A 14,646-nucleotide genomic window follows, 5' to 3' on the forward strand; every position below is an offset into this window, starting at 1 on the left:
CTGATCACACCGCTTCGACCCCGGTTTCGCCCGTGCGTACACGCACCGCGTGCGGCAGATCGAACACCCACACCTTGCCGTCGCCGTGCTTGCCCGTGCGGGCCACGTTGCACACCGCCTCCACCACCTGGTCGGCGATGCCGTCGTCTACCGCAAGTTCGACCTTCGTCTTCGGTACGAACTGCACCCGGTATTCCGAGCCTCGATAGACCTCGGTGTGGCCGCCGTCCACGCCGAAGCCCTGGATCTCGGTCACGGTGACGCCCTGGATGCCGATGTCGGCCACCGCCTGCCGAACGTCGTCGAGTCGGAACGGCTTGATGACGGCGGTGATCAATTTCATGCATTTGTTCCCGAAGCGGCCCGATTGCGGTAGCGACAGCGAACTCGGTGAGCGCGTACCATGCTCACGCATGAACCTTCAAGCAGGTTCCGTGCCAGTTGCGGCAGTGCCACGAATCAAGCACTTGGAGTTGCACGAGCGCGGTCATGCACCACGGCGGTGCGTGGCGGCCGAGGCGGCGCCAGTTCGAGGTGCGGCCGCGGGGGTGAGACCCGACGGTTGGTCTTTCGAGGAGGAGTTCCAAAGCCATGAGTATCTCGGATGCGCGCGGACTCGATGATCTCGCGCGACGACTCGCCGACGCGGTACCCGACAGCCTGCGCGGCGTGGGTCGCGACATCGAAGCCAATTTCAAGGCGGTGCTGCAGAGCTACCTGAGCCGGCTCGATCTGGTGAACCGCAAGGAGTTCGACGTGCAGGCGGCGCTGCTCGCGCGTACGCGCACGGCGCTCGATGCGCTGGAAGCGCGGCTGAAGGAACTCGAGGCGAAGCTCGGCGCCCGCTGAGCGTGCGGCGGGCGACGACTCGACGCGGCCGGCCGCCGTGGCCAGCGATTCCTCGCTGAGCATCGTCGCGAGCCGCGCGAGCGCCGGACTCGGCGCGCCGCCGGTGCGGGTGGAGGTGCACCTGGCGGCAGGCCTGCCCGCCTTCGCGCTGGTGGGCTTGCCTGAGGCCGCGGTGCGCGAGAGCCGCGAGCGCGTGCGGGCGGCGATCCTAACCAGCGGGCTCCACTTCCCGCCCGGCCGAATCACGGTGAATCTGTCGCCCGCCGATCTTCCCAAGGAAGGCGGGCGCTTCGATCTGCCCATCGCCGTCGGCATCCTCGCGGCGAGCGGGCAGGTTCCTGCCGGAGCCACCGCCGGACGTGAATTCCTCGGCGAGCTGTCGCTGTCCGGGGCGCTGCGCGCGACGCCACGCATCCTCCCCGCGCTGGTCGCGGCCGCGGCGGCGAACCAGGAGGTGGTGCTGCCGGCGGCCAACGCCGTCGAGGCGGCCTTCGTCGGCGACGCACGCTTGCGGCTCGCGGCGAGCCTGCGCGAGGTGCACGCGGCCCTCTGCGGCCTGTCGGCGCTGCCTGCGGCCGCGGGCGCGGCCGCGGCGGCGGCCGAGCCACCCGATCCGGCACCCGACCTCGCCGACGTGCGGGGTCAGTTCGCGGCCCGGCGCGCGCTCGAACTCGCCGCCGCCGGCGGACACGGCTTATTGCTGGTCGGGCCTCCGGGAGCGGGCAAAACAATGCTCGCGCAGCGCCTGCCGGGACTGTTACCGCCGCTCGACGCGCGCGAGGCCCTGGAGGTGGCGTGCCTGCGCTCCGCCGCCGCACTGCACCCGCGGCCGACGCGTACACCGCCGTTTCGCAGTCCGCAGCACACGGCGTCGGTGAGCGCTCTGATCGGCGGGCCGATGCGGCCCGGGGAACTGTCGCTCGCCCACCGTGGCGTACTGTTCCTCGACGAATTGCCGGAATTCGCGCGCAATGCACTCGAAGCGCTGCGCGAGCCGCTCGAAAGCGGCGTGGTCTGCATCGGCCGCGCGCGCTCGAGCGTGGAGTATCCGGCACGGTTCCAACTCGTCGCAGCGATGAATCCCTGTCCGTGCGGATATGCAGGCGACGTGCACGGGCGCTGCCGCTGCACGGCAGGTGAGGTGGCGCGCTACCGGGCGCGCTTGTCGGGTCCGCTCGTCGACCGCATCGACATGCACGTCGAACTCGTCGCGCTCGCCGTCGGGGACGTGTTCGGCGAGGCCGCCGCAATGGTCGAATCGACGGCCACGGTCGCGGCGCGGGTCGCTGCGGCGCGAGCCCTGCAGTGGCGGCGACAGGGATGCTTGAATGCGCGGCTGCAGCCGGCGGCGATGCGCACCCACTGCGAACTCGGCCCGGGATCGCGCGTACTGCTGGGGGAGGCGATGCGCCGGCTCGGCTTGTCGGCGCGGGCGTGCCACCGCGTGCTCAAGGTGGCGCGCACCGCGGCGGACCTCGCCGGGGCCGTGAACATCCGCGACGAGCACCTCGCGGAGGCGCTCGCGCTACGGCTGCTCGACCGGGGCACGTACGACCCGGCGCGCTCGCCGGGCGACGCGGATCACTTCACCAACGACACCATGTAATCGACGGCCATGCGCACCGTGGCGTCCGGCCAGGTGCTGCCGCCGCGCGCCGGCATGGCGCGGATGCCGTTGATGGCGTGCTGGTAGAGCACGTCCTTGCCTTGTGCAATGCGCGCCGCCCACGCCGCCTTGTCGCCGGCCTTCGGTGCGCCGTTGATGCCGGCGCCGTGGCAAGCCGAACACACCGCCTGGAACGCCGCCTGGCCGGTCGTGGGGACCGCGGCGGCCGATCCGCCGCCCGCCGGCGCCGCCGGTGCGGCGGCTGCCGTCAGCGCGCTGTTGTCCTGCCCGGCCACGGCCTCGCGCGAGAACGGCGCGATGTTCTGTTCGAGCGTGTGCACGCGCAGCGGATCGCTCTCGACGTATTCGCCCTGCGTGTGGGCGCCGATGAGTCGCGCCGTCACGAACAGCATGATGGCGACGGCGATCAGGATCCCGAGCACCAGGCTGAAGAGATTGAAGAACTGGGTATCGGAGGTTTCGGTGCTGGCCACGGTAACTCGCTGAATATCGATGAGAATCGCTGTTGTGAGCGGGGCGCAGTATAGCCCCACCGCCGGAATCGCGGAAGTTCTTCGAGCGGTCCTGGGCCGCGATTTCGCGAGCCCCGTCGGCCACTGCGTCAGTGTTGCAACGGTCGCTGCGCCGCCGCTGAGACGCCGGCTGCGCCAGCTTCGAGACGCTCGACGAGTCGTGCGCAGATCCGCGAATTTTCTCGGAAGATCCCGCGCCACGGCAGTCGCGCGAAGGTTAAGATTCGGCGTCGCCGGCGCCGGTCGCCTTACGGGCAGGATGCGTCAGGGCGGGTCCAAACAGGCAAGATCAAGATAATGAGCAGCGAGGCTTCAACATGAAAACACGCGCAGCAGTCGCTTTCGCACCGAACAAGCCGCTGGAGATCGTCGAGGTGGATCTCGAGGGACCGAAGGCTGGGGAGGTGTTGGTCGAGATCCTGGCCACCGGTGTCTGCCACACCGATGCCTACACGCTGGAGGGCAAGGACTCGGAGGGCATCTTCCCGTCGATCCTCGGCCACGAAGGAGCCGGCATCGTTCGCGAGGTCGGCGCGGGCGTGACCTCGGTCAAGCCCGGCGATCACGTGATTCCGCTCTACACGCCCGAATGCCGCCAGTGCAAGACCTGCCTGTCGCGCAAGTCCAATCTCTGCACCGCGATCCGCGCGACCCAGGGCAAGGGCCTGATGCCCGATGGCACCACCCGCTTCTCCTACAAGGGCAAGCCCATCTATCACTACATGGGCTGCTCGACGTTCTCGAACTTCACCGTGATGCCCGAAATAGCGGTGGCGAAGGTTCGCGAGGACGCGCCGTTCGACAAGATCTGCTACATCGGCTGCGGCGTCACCACCGGCGTGGGCGCGGTGATCTACACCGCCCAGGTGGAGCCGGGCGCCAACGTCGTGGTGTTCGGCCTCGGCGGCATCGGCCTCAACGTCATTCAGGGCGCGAAGCTGGTCGGCGCCAACAAGATCATCGGTGTCGACGTCAATCCCGACAAGGCGGCCATGGCCAAGTCGTTCGGCATGACCGATTTCATCAATCCGAAGTCGGTCGACAACGTGGTGGCCAAGATCGTGGAAATCACCGGCGGCGGCGCCGACTACTCCTTCGATTGCACCGGCAACACCGACGTGATGCGCCAGGCGCTCGAGTGCTGCCACCGCGGCTGGGGCGAGTCGATCATCATCGGCGTGGCCGAGGCCGGCAAGGAGATCGCGACGCGGCCGTTCCAGCTGGTCACCGGCCGGGTGTGGAAGGGCACCGCGTTCGGCGGCGCGCGCGGCCGCACCGACGTGCCGAAGATCGTCGACTGGTACATGGACAAGAAGATCCGCATCGACGAGCTCATCACGCACACTATGCCGCTCGAGAAAATCAACGAGGCCTTCGATCTGATGCACGCGGGCAAGTCCATCCGCAGCGTCGTGCTCTACTGACGCAACGATGAGCATCCAGCTGCCGGCCATCGATCCCGCCATCGTCGCCCGGCGCGACCGCGTGATCGATGCGCTGCGCAGCCTGGTGCCGGACGGGGTCCTCGCGGACCCCGTATCCCTGCGAGCCTACGAGTGCGACGGGTTCTCGGCGTATCGCCAACCGCCGCTGGTGGTGGTGTTGCCGGAGGACACGGCGCAGGTGGCCGCCGTGCTGCGCTACTGCTCGGCGGAGGGCATCAAGGTGGTGCCGCGCGGTTCCGGAACCTCGTTGTCGGGCGGCGCCCTGCCGCTCGGCGACGCGGTGCTGCTCGGGATGTCGCGCTTCAACCGGATTCTCGAGGTGGACTACGACGCCGGCGTTGCGGTGGTACAGCCGGGCGTCACCAATCTGGCGGTGACCCGCGCGGTCGAGCACCGCGGCATGTACTACGCGCCCGACCCGTCGAGCCAGATCGCCTGTTCGATCGGCGGCAACGTCGCCGAGAATTCCGGCGGCGTGCATTGCCTGAAGTACGGTCTCACCACCAACAACGTGCTGGGCGTGGAGTTCGTGCTCATGAACGGCGAGGTGGTGCGGCTCGGCGGGCGCGCGCTCGAGCCACAGGGGCTCGACCTTTTGGGCGTGGTGGTGGGTTCCGAGGGCCTGCTCGGCGTGGTGACGGAGGTGACGGTGCGGTTGCTGCCCAAGCCGGCGGCCACGCAGGCCATGCTGATCGGCTTTCGCAGTGTCGAGGACGCCGGCCAGTGCGTCGCCGACGTGATCGGCGCGGGCATCATCCCCGCGGGCATGGAGATGATGGACGCACCGGCCATCCGCGCGGCCGAGGAGTTCGTGCACGCGGGCTATCCGCTCGACGTCGCGGCGCTGCTGATCGTCGAAGTGGACGGTCCGCCGGCAGAGTGCGAGCACCTCACCGGGGAGATCAGCGCGCTGGCGCGCGCCCGCGGCTGCGCGTCGCTGCGCGTGTCACGAGACGAGGAGGAACGACTCAAATTCTGGGCGGGACGCAAGGCGGCGTTTCCCGCGGTCGGCCGCATCGCCGCCGACTACATCTGCATGGACGGCACCATCCCGCGCCGGCGCCTGCCGGAGGTGCTGTCGCGCATGACGGAGCTGTCGCGCAAGTACGGGCTTGCGGTGGCGAACGTGTTTCACGCCGGCGACGGCAACCTGCACCCGCTGATCCTGTACGACGCCGCCGAATCGGACCAGCTGGAGCGCGCCGAGCAGTTCGGCAACGACATTCTGCGCGCCTGCGTGGAGGTCGGCGGCGTGCTCACGGGCGAGCACGGCGTCGGCATCGAGAAGCGGGACCTCATGCCGGTGATGTTCGGCGAGACCGATCTTGCACACCAGGAGCGGCTGAAGTGCGCCTTCGATCCCGCGCAGCTGCTCAACCCCGGCAAGGTTTTCCCGACGCTGCACCGCTGCGCCGAACTCGGCCGCGTGCACGTGCACGCCGGGGCGCTGCCGCACCCCGACCTGCCGCGGTTCTGACGGGTCCGCCGGCCGGATGGACAGTCCCGCGATCGTGCCCGCGACGCCCGCCGAACTGGCGGCGGCGGTGACCGAGGCTTGCGCGACCGGGATCGCGCTCGAGGTCGTCGGCGGCGGCACCAAGCGCGGCATCGGCCGTCCCGATCGGCAGACCCGCGTGCTGTCCACGGCGCGCTTCGACGGCGTCGTCGACTACGACCCGTCCGAACTCGTGCTCACCGTGCGCGCGGGCACCGCGCTCGGGGCGATCGAACGCCTGCTGGCCGAACACGGCCAGATGCTCTCCTTCGAGCCGCTGCTGACCGGAGCGAGCGGCACCATCGGCGGCGCGGTCGCCGCCGGACTCGCCGGCCCGCGGCGTGTGTCCGCCGGCAACGTGCGCGACCACGTACTCGGATTCAGCGCCGTCTCCGGCCGCGGCGAGTGCTTCGTCGCCGGCGGTCGGGTGGTCAAGAACGTGACCGGGTTCGACCTTCCGAAGCTCGTCTGCGGATCGTGGGGCCAGCTCGCCGTGCTCACCGAGGTGACCTTGAAGGTCGTGCCCAGGCCGCGTTGCACGCTCACGCTTTGGCGGGGCGGGCTCGACGAGGCGCGCGCCCTGCAAGCGATGCGGATGGCGCTCGGCTCGCAGGCCGCCGTCGCCGCCGCCGCGCATCTGCCGGCCCGGCCGGACCTCTGGCCGGCCGCCGAGGCGTGGCCGACCGCCGAGGGAGGGGCGACCGCGAGCGACGAGGGCGCCGTGACTCTCTTTCGCCTGGAGGGCTTCGGGCCGTCGGTCGAGGCGCGTGCCGCGACCCTGGCGCAGACCTTGGGCGCCACGCTCGGACGCTTGACCGACTCCGGTGCGGATCTGCTCTGGAGCCTGTTGCGGCAGACGCGGGTGCTCGAGGGGCGCGGCGACGCGCTGTGGCGCGTCGTCACCGGCGCCGATCCGCTCGCCGCTTGCAGCGGCTTGCGGGCGCTGGGCGCACGCTACTGGCTCGACTGGGCCGGCGGCGTGGTGCACGCGCGCGTGCCCGTCACCGTGCCGGGTCCGTTGGTGCGCGAGCTGGCACGGCGCAGCGGTGGTCACGCGCTGCTGCTCGACGCGCCGCGCGACTACCGGCTGCACACACCGGCGCGCCAGCAGGAGGAGGGCGCACTCGCGGCGCTGGCGCGGCAGGTACGGCTCGCCTTCGATCCCGCGCAGATCCTCGATCCGCGACGCTTCGAGGAGGCATCGTCATGAAGACCGAATTCACGGCGGAGCAACTCGCCGATCCCGCCACCGCGGTCTCTTCGCAGGCCATTCGCAAGTGCGTGCACTGCGGCTTCTGCACCGCGACCTGTCCGACCTACGTCCTCGACGGCGACGAGCGCGACAGTCCGCGCGGCCGGATCTATCTCATCAAGGACATGCTGGAGCGGGACGCCGCGCCCACCGCGGACGTGGTGCGCCACATCGATCGCTGCCTCTCCTGTCTCGCCTGCACGACCACCTGTCCCTCCGGTGTCGACTATCGGCACCTGGTCGACCACGCGCGCGCCTACGTCGAAGCCCGCTACCGGCGGCCGCTGCCGGAACGGGTGTTCCGGACCTTGCTCGCCTGGCTCCTGCCGCATCGGGGCCGCTTTTCCTGGGCGCTTCGGCTGGGCGCGCTCGCGCGGCCCTTCGCGCCGCTGGTGGCGGGACTCGACCGCTCGGGGCGCCTCGCGACCATGCTCGAGCTCGTACCCCGGCGGCGCTCGCACGGCGAACGCTCGCCGCGGGTGCGGATGCAGGCACCCCACCCCGACGGGCCGCGACGCGGCCGGGTCCTCCTGCTGCAAGGCTGTGCGGAGCCGGTGCTGCTGCCGTCGATTCGCGCCGCGACGGTGCGTCTCCTCGAGCGCCTCGGCTACGCAGTGGAATTCGCGGCCGGCGAAGGTTGCTGTGGCGCGCTGGTGCATCACCTGGGTCGTGAACACGACGGGCTTGCGTACGTGCGCCGCAATCTCGATGCGTGGCGCGGCAGACTCGAGGAGGGCGGAGTCGACGCGATTCTCGCCACCGCCTCCGGATGCGGCTCGCAGCTCAAGGACTACGGCTTCCTGTTGCGCAACGACCCGGACTACGCACCGCTCGCCGCGCGCGCCGCTGCGCTCGCGCGCGACCTGTCCGAACTGGTCGAAGGAGAGGCCGTGCAGCGGCTCAAGGTCGGGGTGAGCGCGCGCATCGCGTATCACGCTGCCTGCTCCCTGCAACACGGACAGAAGATCGTCGGTCGGCCCCGCGCGCTGCTGGAAGCCGCGGGCTTCACCGTGATCGAGCCGGCGGAGTCGCATCTGTGTTGCGGGTCGGCCGGCACCTACAACATCCTGCAGCCGCGGATCGCGGCGCGGCTCGGGAGACGCAAGGCGGAGCGGCTGGCCGCGTGCCAGCCGGACGCAATCGCCACCGGCAACGTCGGTTGCGCGGTGCAGATCGGGCGATTCTCTGGCGCGCCCGTGCTGCACGTCGCCGAGTTGCTCGACTGGGCCACGGGAGGCCCGCCACCAGACGCGCTACACTCGGCGATGGGCGACGGCGCCGTCGCCACGACCGCGCCGGCATCGGTCGGTGGAGGACACGCATGACGCTCGATCAGGCCAATCGCATCATCGCCGCGGCACTTGCCAAGGGCGCGGAACTCGGTCTGCAACCCCTCACCGTCGCGGTCGTCGATGCCGGCGGGCACCTGGTGGCGCTCGCCCGCCAGGACGGCGCCTCCATGCTGCGTCCGCAGGTGGCGACCGGCAAGGCGGTCGGCGCGCTCGCGCTCGGCGTCTCCTCGCGCCGAGTAGGCGAGATGGCGGCGGAGCGCCCGGCCTTCGTGCAGGCGGTGAGTGCGCTGTCGGCCGGCGGACTCGTGCCGGCGGCGGGCGGGTTGATCGCCGTGTCCACCGACGGCGCCGTGCAGGGCGCGGTGGGCATCTCGGGCGACAGCTCCGACAACGACGAGCGCTGTGCGCTCGCGGCCATCCAGGCGGTGGGGCTCGCGGTGAAGTCTTGAAGCGGCACCTCGTGCCCGCGCGCGAGGCGCTGCAAAGGCTCGTCGAGGGCAATCGACGCTTCGTCGAAGAGCTGCGCGCCGGTGGCGCGTCGTCGAATCGGGCGCGCCGGGTGGCGCTGGCGACCGGCCAGGCGCCCTTCGCGGTCATCCTCGGCTGTTCGGATTCGCGCGTGCCCGTGGAAATCGTGTTCGACCAGGGGCTCGGCGACCTGTTCGTGATCCGCGTCGCCGGCAACATCGTCGCGCCCTCGCAGATCGGCAGCGTGGAATTCGCCGCCGAACGCTTCGGCACCCGGCTGGTCGTGGTGCTCGGGCACTCCAAGTGCGGCGCCATCGGCGCCACCATCGATGAACTGCTGCGGCCGGCGGAGAACCAGTCGCGCAATCTGCGCTCGATCGTGGACCTGATCCGGCCGTCGGTGGAGGACCTGCTGCACTCCGAGCTGCGGCACGACCCGGTCGCGCTGTCGCGCGAGGCGGTGCGCGCCAACATCCGCGCCTCCGTCGACCACCTGCGGCACGGATCCGACGTGCTGGAGGAGGCCATCCGGGCGTACGGTCTGCGGGTGGTGGGCGCCGAGTACTCGCTCGACTCCGGCTACGTCGAGTTCCTGGACCCAATTCAAGTCGACCAGTGAGGAGCGCATGATCACCGCCGACATCATGAACGAGCGCGGCCGCAGCAAGCTGCCGGGGCACCTGGGCATCGTGGTGGTCCGGCTCGAGCCAAGCCACGTCGAGGCGCAGTACACGGTGCGCGACTGTGTGATGGCCTCGAACGGCTTCCTGCACGCGGGCGGCATCGTCACGCTCGCCGACACCACCTGCGGCTACGGTTGCCTCGCGAACCTGCCCGCCGGAGCGACGGGGTTCACCACCGTCGAACTGAAATCGAACCACCTCGGCACCACGCGCGAGGGTACCGTGGTGAGCGTCGCCAAGCCGGTCCACCTCGGCCGCTCCACGCAGGTGTGGGATGCGGTGGTGTCCCACCGGGAGAGCGGCCGCACCCTGGCGCTGTTCCGCTGCACCCAGATCATCCTGTATCCGAAGTGATCGCTGGCGCGCCGCCGCGATCAGACCGGGCGCAGCTGATCCTTCACCGGCAGCCGGCGGATGCGCTTGCCGGTGGCGGCGAAGATGGCGTTGGTCACCGCCGGCATGATGACGGACGTGCCAGGTTCGCCAACGCCGCCTGGCGGGGCCGTGCTCGGCACCAGATGCACCTCGATCCGGGGTGACTGGTCGATTCGAAGGATCGGATAGTCGCTGAAGTTGCCCTGCTCGACGCGCCCGTTCTTCAAGGTGATCTCGCCGTAGAGTACGGCCGAGATCCCGAACACGATGCCGCCCTCCATCTGCGCCTTGACCAGGTCTGGATTGATCACGAGACCGCAATCGACGGCGCAGACCACGCGCTGCACGCGCACCGCGCCGTCCGTGCCGACCTCGACCTCCGCGACCTGGGCGATGTGGGTCCCGCCGAACCCGCGCAGCAGCGCCACACCGCGCCCGCGGCCGCGCGGCACAGGCGTTCCCCAGCCGGACGCGCGTGCCGCCGTATCCAGGACGGCGCGTGCGCGCGGCGCCGACGCCAGCAGCGCGCGCCGATAGTCGACCGGATCCTGGCGCGCGGCTGCCGCGAGTTCGTCGATGAAACTCTCCACCACGAAGGCATTGCGCGTCGGTCCGACGCCGCGCCAGAACGCCGTCGGTATCCCCGGCGGTTCCTCGCGTACCCACTCGACGCGCAGATTGGGGATGTCGTAGGGCAAATCCGTGGCGCCGTCGACGGCATCGATGTCGACGCCGCGGATCATGGAGACGAGTCCGCTCAGGCCCGCGGCCCGCAGGACCTTGAAGGTCTTGGGCATCAAGTCGCGACCGACGCGCGCGACCACGGACGAGCCTGCGATGCGATGCGACCACGCTGCGGGCCGGTCGTGCTCGTCGAGCGCGGCCGCGATCCGGTCCACGTACGCCGGACGGTACATGTCCTGGCGGACGTCTTCCTCGCGGGACCAGAGCACCTGTACCGGCGCCGGCACCTGCGCCGCGATTGCCGCGGCACGGGCGATGAAATCGATCTCCAGTCGCCGGCCGAAGCCGCCGCCGAGCAGGTGGTTGTGAATGCGGACGCGTTCGGCGGGCAGGCCGGTCGCATTCGCCACCGCGGTGCGCGCGAAGGTCGGCACCTGTGTGCCGACCCAGACGTCGCAGCCGTCGGAGCGTACGTGCACGGTGCAGTTGACCGGCTCCATCGGTGCGTGTGCGAGGAAGGGCTGTTCATAGACCGCTTCGAGCTTGCGGTTGGAGCGCGCGAGAATCCCCGTGGCATCGCCGTCGTTGCGCGCCGTCACCCCGGAGCGTGTCGAAGCCGCGGTGAGCGCGGCGAAGATGTCCGCGGTCGTCAGCCGTGCGTTGGGCCCTTCTTGCCAACGCAAGTCGAGCGCCGCAAGCCCCTGTTGCGCCGCCCAGGTGTGTTCGCCGATCACCGCCACCGCGTCCGCGAGGCGGACCACCTGGCGCACGCCCGGGATCGCCTGTGCGCGCCGATCGTCGAGGCTTCCGAGCGTGCCGCCGAACACCGGGCAAGCGCAGACCGCGGCAAAGACCAGTCCCGGTGGCCGAACGTCGATCCCGAAGGTCGCACTGCCGTTCACCTTTTCCGGACCGTCGAGGCGCGCGACCGGGGTACCGATCAGGCGGAACTGTGCGGGTTGCTTGAGAACGACGTCGTCCGGGATCGGCAATCTGGCCGCGGCGTCCACGAGATCTCCGTAGCGTGCGCGCCGGCCGCTCGCGGCGTGCACCACCTCGCCGTGCGTTGCGTGACAGGTCGTCGGATCGACGTCCCAGCCGTTCGCGGCCGCCGCGACCAGCATGGCGCGCGCCGAGGCGCCGGCCTCGCGCAGCAAGTCGAAGTTGCCGCGCACCGAGGTCGAACCACCGGTCTCCTGCACCCCGAACAACGGCTCCGCGTAGAGATCGTCGTTCGCCGGCGCGTGCTCGAGGCGCACCTTGTCGAGGTCGACCTCCAGTTCCTCCGCGATCAGCATGGGCATGGCCGTGTACGTTCCCTGGCCCATCTCGACCTTGTGCATGATCAGCGTGACGTCACCGGCGCGATCGATGCGGATGAAGGCGTTGGGTGAAAATCCCGCCTCTGCCCTGGTCGCCGCCATGGCGACGTGCTCGCGCCCGCGCAGCGCTACGCCGATCAGCAATCCGCCACCTGCCGCGGCACTCGCCTGCAGGAAGCGTCTGCGACTGACCGTGGCGGCGGTGCGAGGCGGGGTCGATGGCGTCTGCTCGCTCACGATGATCACCTCGAGCCTGCGCGCACTGCGGCGCGCTTGATCGCTGCACGAATTCGGTCGTACGTACCGCAGCGGCAGAGGTTGCCCGCCATCGCGGCGTCGATGTCGGCATCGGCCGGTTGCGGGTTGCGCGCCAGTAGCGCCGCGGCGGACATGATCTGGCCGGACTGGCAGTAGCCACACTGCACCACGCCCAATTCCAACCAGGCTTGCTGCACCGCCTGGCCGGTGGGCGTGCCGCCGACGGCTTCGATGGTGGTGAGTTTGCGGCCGGCGACCGCGGATACCGGCGTGATACACGCTCTGATCGGCTCGCCATTGGCGTGAACCGTACAGGCGCCGCACAGGCCGATGCCGCAGCCGAACTTCGTGCCGGTGAGACGCGCCAGGTCGCGCAGCAACCAGAGCAGCGGCATGTCGGGCGAGACCGCGAACTCGCGCGCGCTGCCGTTGATTTCGAGGGTGATCATCGCGTCTCCTCTGGGCGTCGAGCCTTCGCAAATCTAGCGAATACCGCGCCGACGGCGCCAGCGTCGCGCGCCGGGGCCAATGGTGCGATATCGCGACACTAGCCAACGTTCATGCGGCATGACAGCATTGGGGTGGGTCGAGAGAAGAAAAGCATTCATCTGCGCATCGACCCCCAGGTGTTTTTCAAACATGGGAGTTCCTATGAGCGACGTCGAAAAGAACAGCGTTTCGCTGCGTGGCGCGGTGTCGATTGCACTGCGCGGGCTGGCGGTATCGGCCGTTATGATCGCGGCGGGCGCGCCGCTCGCGAGTGCGCAGAATCCGACGCAACCGATGGTGTACGAAGGCACGGCGGGCGGTCCCCGCTTGTTGGAAGAAGGACAGCCACCGGCCATGGTGCACGCCACGGTGGAAGATGCGGCGAGAGTTCGCGCGGCCAACGCGCGTCAGGGCGCGGGACACAAGACCTCGGGCGGCAATCTCTACTATCACGGCGGCACCGGTGGCATCGGCGTCGAGACGGCACCGAAGATTTATCTCGTGGTCTGGGGGTCGCAGTGGAACAACAACGATCCGAGCGGCGAGATTCCGATCCTCGAGAATTTCTACACGGCGGTGGGTGGTTCGAGCTGGGCGAATTCGGTGACGCAGTATTGCCAGGGCGTGGCGAGCGGCACCTATTTCTGCAACGGCGCCGGTACGCCGGGCGGTAATCAGGCCAACATCTACGCCGGCGTGTGGTACGACAACGCGGCGGCGGCGCCGTCGCGCCCCAGCCAGTCGCAGATCGCCGCCGAGGCGGTCAAGGCGGCGGCGCACTTCGGCAACACGAGCGCGTCGAGCAACGCGAGCGTGCAATACGTGATCGCGACTTCCACGGGCAACAGCTCGAGCGGTTTCGGCACGCAGTACTGTGCATATCACTCCTCGACCAGCTCCTCGTACGGCAACGTGGCGTATACCAACCTGCCGTACATCACGGACGCCGGCTCGAGCTGCGGTGCCAACTTCAACGGGCTCGGGCCGAAGGCGGGCATCACCATCGTGGGTGGTCACGAGATGGGCGAGACCATGACGGACCAGTTCCCGAGCACCGGCTGGACCGACGGCGGCGGCGCGGAGAACGGCGACAAGTGCGCCTGGATCTCCTCCGGTCAGGGCGCATCGGCCAACGTGACCTTCTCGAACGGCAGCACCTTCCCGGTGCAGTCGCTGTGGAGCAACGCGTTCAACAACGACGCCGGCGGCTGCGTGCTCTCGTACTGAGGACGGGCTCGACAGGTCGGTGGACCACTCGAAGGCGCCGGGCGACCGCCCGGCGCCTTCATTCTGGACGGGGTGTGCCCGGGGACTGTAGTATCCCGCCCCCAACCCGAAAGAGCGCCCGTAGCTCAGCTGGATAGAGTACTGCCCTCCGAAGGCAAACGCAAGCTCTTTCTGCCGATCGAGGGTGTCGTAAAAATCGAGCGAAACCAAGCGATTGGCAAAACTCGAAGGATGCACGAATATCGCGTTCGAGGTCGCGGAAGCACCACGGAAGCAAACCGAAAGGAGGTTGTGGAGTACGAATGGCGACAATCGGCCCGGCTTAAGCCTCGCTCCGATTGAGCCGATTCGATCGTTGAATTCGAGATTGACCCTGCTCGATCTCGGGCACTATCTGAACACCGATGCACCCGTAGCTCAGCTGGATAGAGCGCCACCCTCCGAAGGTGGAGGCCACACGTTCGAATCGTGTCGGGTGCGCCATCTCTCTTGATGGCCATAGAACCAATCGCTCGCTTCGCTCCCACTTCACGCGTGTAAACACACGGCGGCCATGGTTGCGGCTAGTGGCAGCAGGGGCGTCGTTGCCCTTCGGGTGCTGCTTGCCGCTTGACGATCCAGCGCACGAACCATCCCCATGTTCGAAGGAGAAGGGTTGTCACGTGCGA

At 69.3% G+C, this 14,646-nt stretch carries 14 protein-coding genes and 1 tRNA gene; 11 read left to right on the forward strand and 4 right to left on the reverse strand.

What is annotated here, in order from left to right; all coding sequences use genetic code 11:
- Positions 1 to 4 precede the first annotated feature (4 nt).
- Positions 5 to 343: a P-II family nitrogen regulator gene (locus NEZ08_RS22265; RefSeq protein WP_298111894.1), complete on the reverse strand. Its 339-nt coding sequence runs from the start codon at positions 341 to 343 to the stop codon at positions 5 to 7.
- 248 nt (positions 344 to 591) lie between these two features.
- On the opposite strand from NEZ08_RS22265, the gene NEZ08_RS22270 reads away from it, so the two are divergent.
- Entirely contained in the window at positions 592 to 849 is a 258-nt protein-coding gene (locus NEZ08_RS22270) for an accessory factor UbiK family protein (RefSeq protein WP_298111897.1), read from the forward strand.
- 37 nt (positions 850 to 886) lie between these two features.
- Positions 887 to 2,455: a YifB family Mg chelatase-like AAA ATPase gene (locus NEZ08_RS22275; protein ID WP_298111899.1), complete on the forward strand. Its 1,569-nt coding sequence runs from the start codon at positions 887 to 889 to the stop codon at positions 2,453 to 2,455.
- Here NEZ08_RS22275 and NEZ08_RS22280 read toward each other — a convergent pair.
- The gene (locus NEZ08_RS22280; RefSeq protein ID WP_298111902.1) at positions 2,431 to 2,949 is read right to left on the reverse strand and encodes a c-type cytochrome; all 519 of its coding nucleotides are present in this window, start codon (positions 2,947 to 2,949) and stop codon (positions 2,431 to 2,433) included. The two genes, NEZ08_RS22275 and NEZ08_RS22280, sit on opposite strands and share 25 nt — an antisense overlap.
- A gap of 356 nt (positions 2,950 to 3,305) precedes the next feature.
- Here NEZ08_RS22280 and NEZ08_RS22285 point away from each other — a divergent pair, with 356 nt between their 5' ends.
- Genes NEZ08_RS22285 through NEZ08_RS22315 form a run of 7 tightly spaced genes read left to right on the forward strand, consistent with a single transcriptional unit; the run spans position 3,306 to position 9,977 of the window.
- The gene (locus tag NEZ08_RS22285; RefSeq protein ID WP_298111904.1) at positions 3,306 to 4,412 is read left to right on the forward strand and encodes an S-(hydroxymethyl)glutathione dehydrogenase/class III alcohol dehydrogenase; all 1,107 of its coding nucleotides are present in this window, start codon (positions 3,306 to 3,308) and stop codon (positions 4,410 to 4,412) included.
- Positions 4,413 to 4,419: 7 nt separating this feature from the next.
- On the forward strand, positions 4,420 to 5,910 hold the full coding sequence (locus NEZ08_RS22290) for an FAD-linked oxidase C-terminal domain-containing protein (protein ID WP_298111906.1): 1,491 nt from the start codon (positions 4,420 to 4,422) through the stop codon (positions 5,908 to 5,910).
- A 16-nt stretch (positions 5,911 to 5,926) separates the two neighbouring features.
- Positions 5,927 to 7,138 (forward strand): FAD-binding protein, encoded by a 1,212-nt coding sequence (locus tag NEZ08_RS22295; protein ID WP_298111909.1) that lies wholly within the window; start codon positions 5,927 to 5,929, stop codon positions 7,136 to 7,138.
- The gene (gene glcF / locus NEZ08_RS22300) at positions 7,135 to 8,505 is read left to right on the forward strand and encodes a glycolate oxidase subunit GlcF (protein WP_298111911.1); all 1,371 of its coding nucleotides are present in this window, start codon (positions 7,135 to 7,137) and stop codon (positions 8,503 to 8,505) included. Before NEZ08_RS22295 ends, glcF begins: the two co-directional genes overlap by 4 nt.
- A complete protein-coding gene (locus NEZ08_RS22305) occupies positions 8,502 to 8,921 on the forward strand; it encodes a heme-binding protein (RefSeq protein WP_298111913.1) in 420 nt (139 codons plus the stop codon). Before glcF ends, NEZ08_RS22305 begins: the two co-directional genes overlap by 4 nt.
- Positions 8,918 to 9,559, forward strand: a complete 642-nt coding sequence (locus NEZ08_RS22310) for a carbonic anhydrase (protein WP_298111916.1) — start codon at positions 8,918 to 8,920, stop codon at positions 9,557 to 9,559. Before NEZ08_RS22305 ends, NEZ08_RS22310 begins: the two co-directional genes overlap by 4 nt.
- 7 nt (positions 9,560 to 9,566) lie before the next feature.
- Complete coding sequence (locus NEZ08_RS22315; protein ID WP_298111919.1) at positions 9,567 to 9,977, forward strand: PaaI family thioesterase; 411 nt, start codon at positions 9,567 to 9,569, stop codon at positions 9,975 to 9,977.
- A gap of 20 nt (positions 9,978 to 9,997) precedes the next feature.
- Here NEZ08_RS22315 and NEZ08_RS22320 read toward each other — a convergent pair whose 3' ends face one another.
- The gene (locus NEZ08_RS22320; RefSeq protein ID WP_298111922.1) at positions 9,998 to 12,241 is read right to left on the reverse strand and encodes a xanthine dehydrogenase family protein molybdopterin-binding subunit; all 2,244 of its coding nucleotides are present in this window, start codon (positions 12,239 to 12,241) and stop codon (positions 9,998 to 10,000) included.
- A gap of 5 nt (positions 12,242 to 12,246) precedes the next feature.
- Positions 12,247 to 12,711 (reverse strand): (2Fe-2S)-binding protein, encoded by a 465-nt coding sequence (locus NEZ08_RS22325; RefSeq protein ID WP_298111924.1) that lies wholly within the window; start codon positions 12,709 to 12,711, stop codon positions 12,247 to 12,249.
- Positions 12,712 to 12,913: 202 nt separating this feature from the next.
- Between NEZ08_RS22325 and NEZ08_RS22330 the strand changes: the two genes are divergently transcribed.
- Entirely contained in the window at positions 12,914 to 13,978 is a 1,065-nt protein-coding gene (locus tag NEZ08_RS22330) for a hypothetical protein (protein ID WP_298111926.1), read from the forward strand.
- Positions 13,979 to 14,384: 406 nt separating this feature from the next.
- A tRNA-Arg gene (locus NEZ08_RS22335) sits at positions 14,385 to 14,461 on the forward strand.
- Positions 14,462 to 14,646 lie beyond the last annotated feature (185 nt).

This window comes from Bradyrhizobium sp. (genome assembly GCF_027451485.1).
Classification (GTDB): domain Bacteria; phylum Pseudomonadota; class Alphaproteobacteria; order Rhizobiales; family Xanthobacteraceae; genus Bradyrhizobium.

Coding starts and splice junctions, on each gene's coding strand:
- NEZ08_RS22290 (WP_298111906.1), top strand. CDS start 4,420: ATGAGCATCCAGCTGCCGGCCATCGATCCCGCCATCGTCGCCCGGCGC.
- NEZ08_RS22315 (WP_298111919.1), top strand. CDS start 9,567: ATGATCACCGCCGACATCATGAACGAGCGCGGCCGCAGCAAGCTGCCG.
- NEZ08_RS22325 (WP_298111924.1), bottom strand. CDS start 12,711: ATGATCACCCTCGAAATCAACGGCAGCGCGCGCGAGTTCGCGGTCTCG.
- glcF (WP_298111911.1), top strand. CDS start 7,135: ATGAAGACCGAATTCACGGCGGAGCAACTCGCCGATCCCGCCACCGCG.
- NEZ08_RS22305 (WP_298111913.1), top strand. CDS start 8,502: ATGACGCTCGATCAGGCCAATCGCATCATCGCCGCGGCACTTGCCAAG.
- NEZ08_RS22265 (WP_298111894.1), bottom strand. CDS start 343: ATGAAATTGATCACCGCCGTCATCAAGCCGTTCCGACTCGACGACGTT.
- NEZ08_RS22330 (WP_298111926.1), top strand. CDS start 12,914: ATGAGCGACGTCGAAAAGAACAGCGTTTCGCTGCGTGGCGCGGTGTCG.
- NEZ08_RS22295 (WP_298111909.1), top strand. CDS start 5,927: ATGGACAGTCCCGCGATCGTGCCCGCGACGCCCGCCGAACTGGCGGCG.
- NEZ08_RS22270 (WP_298111897.1), top strand. CDS start 592: ATGAGTATCTCGGATGCGCGCGGACTCGATGATCTCGCGCGACGACTC.
- NEZ08_RS22285 (WP_298111904.1), top strand. CDS start 3,306: ATGAAAACACGCGCAGCAGTCGCTTTCGCACCGAACAAGCCGCTGGAG.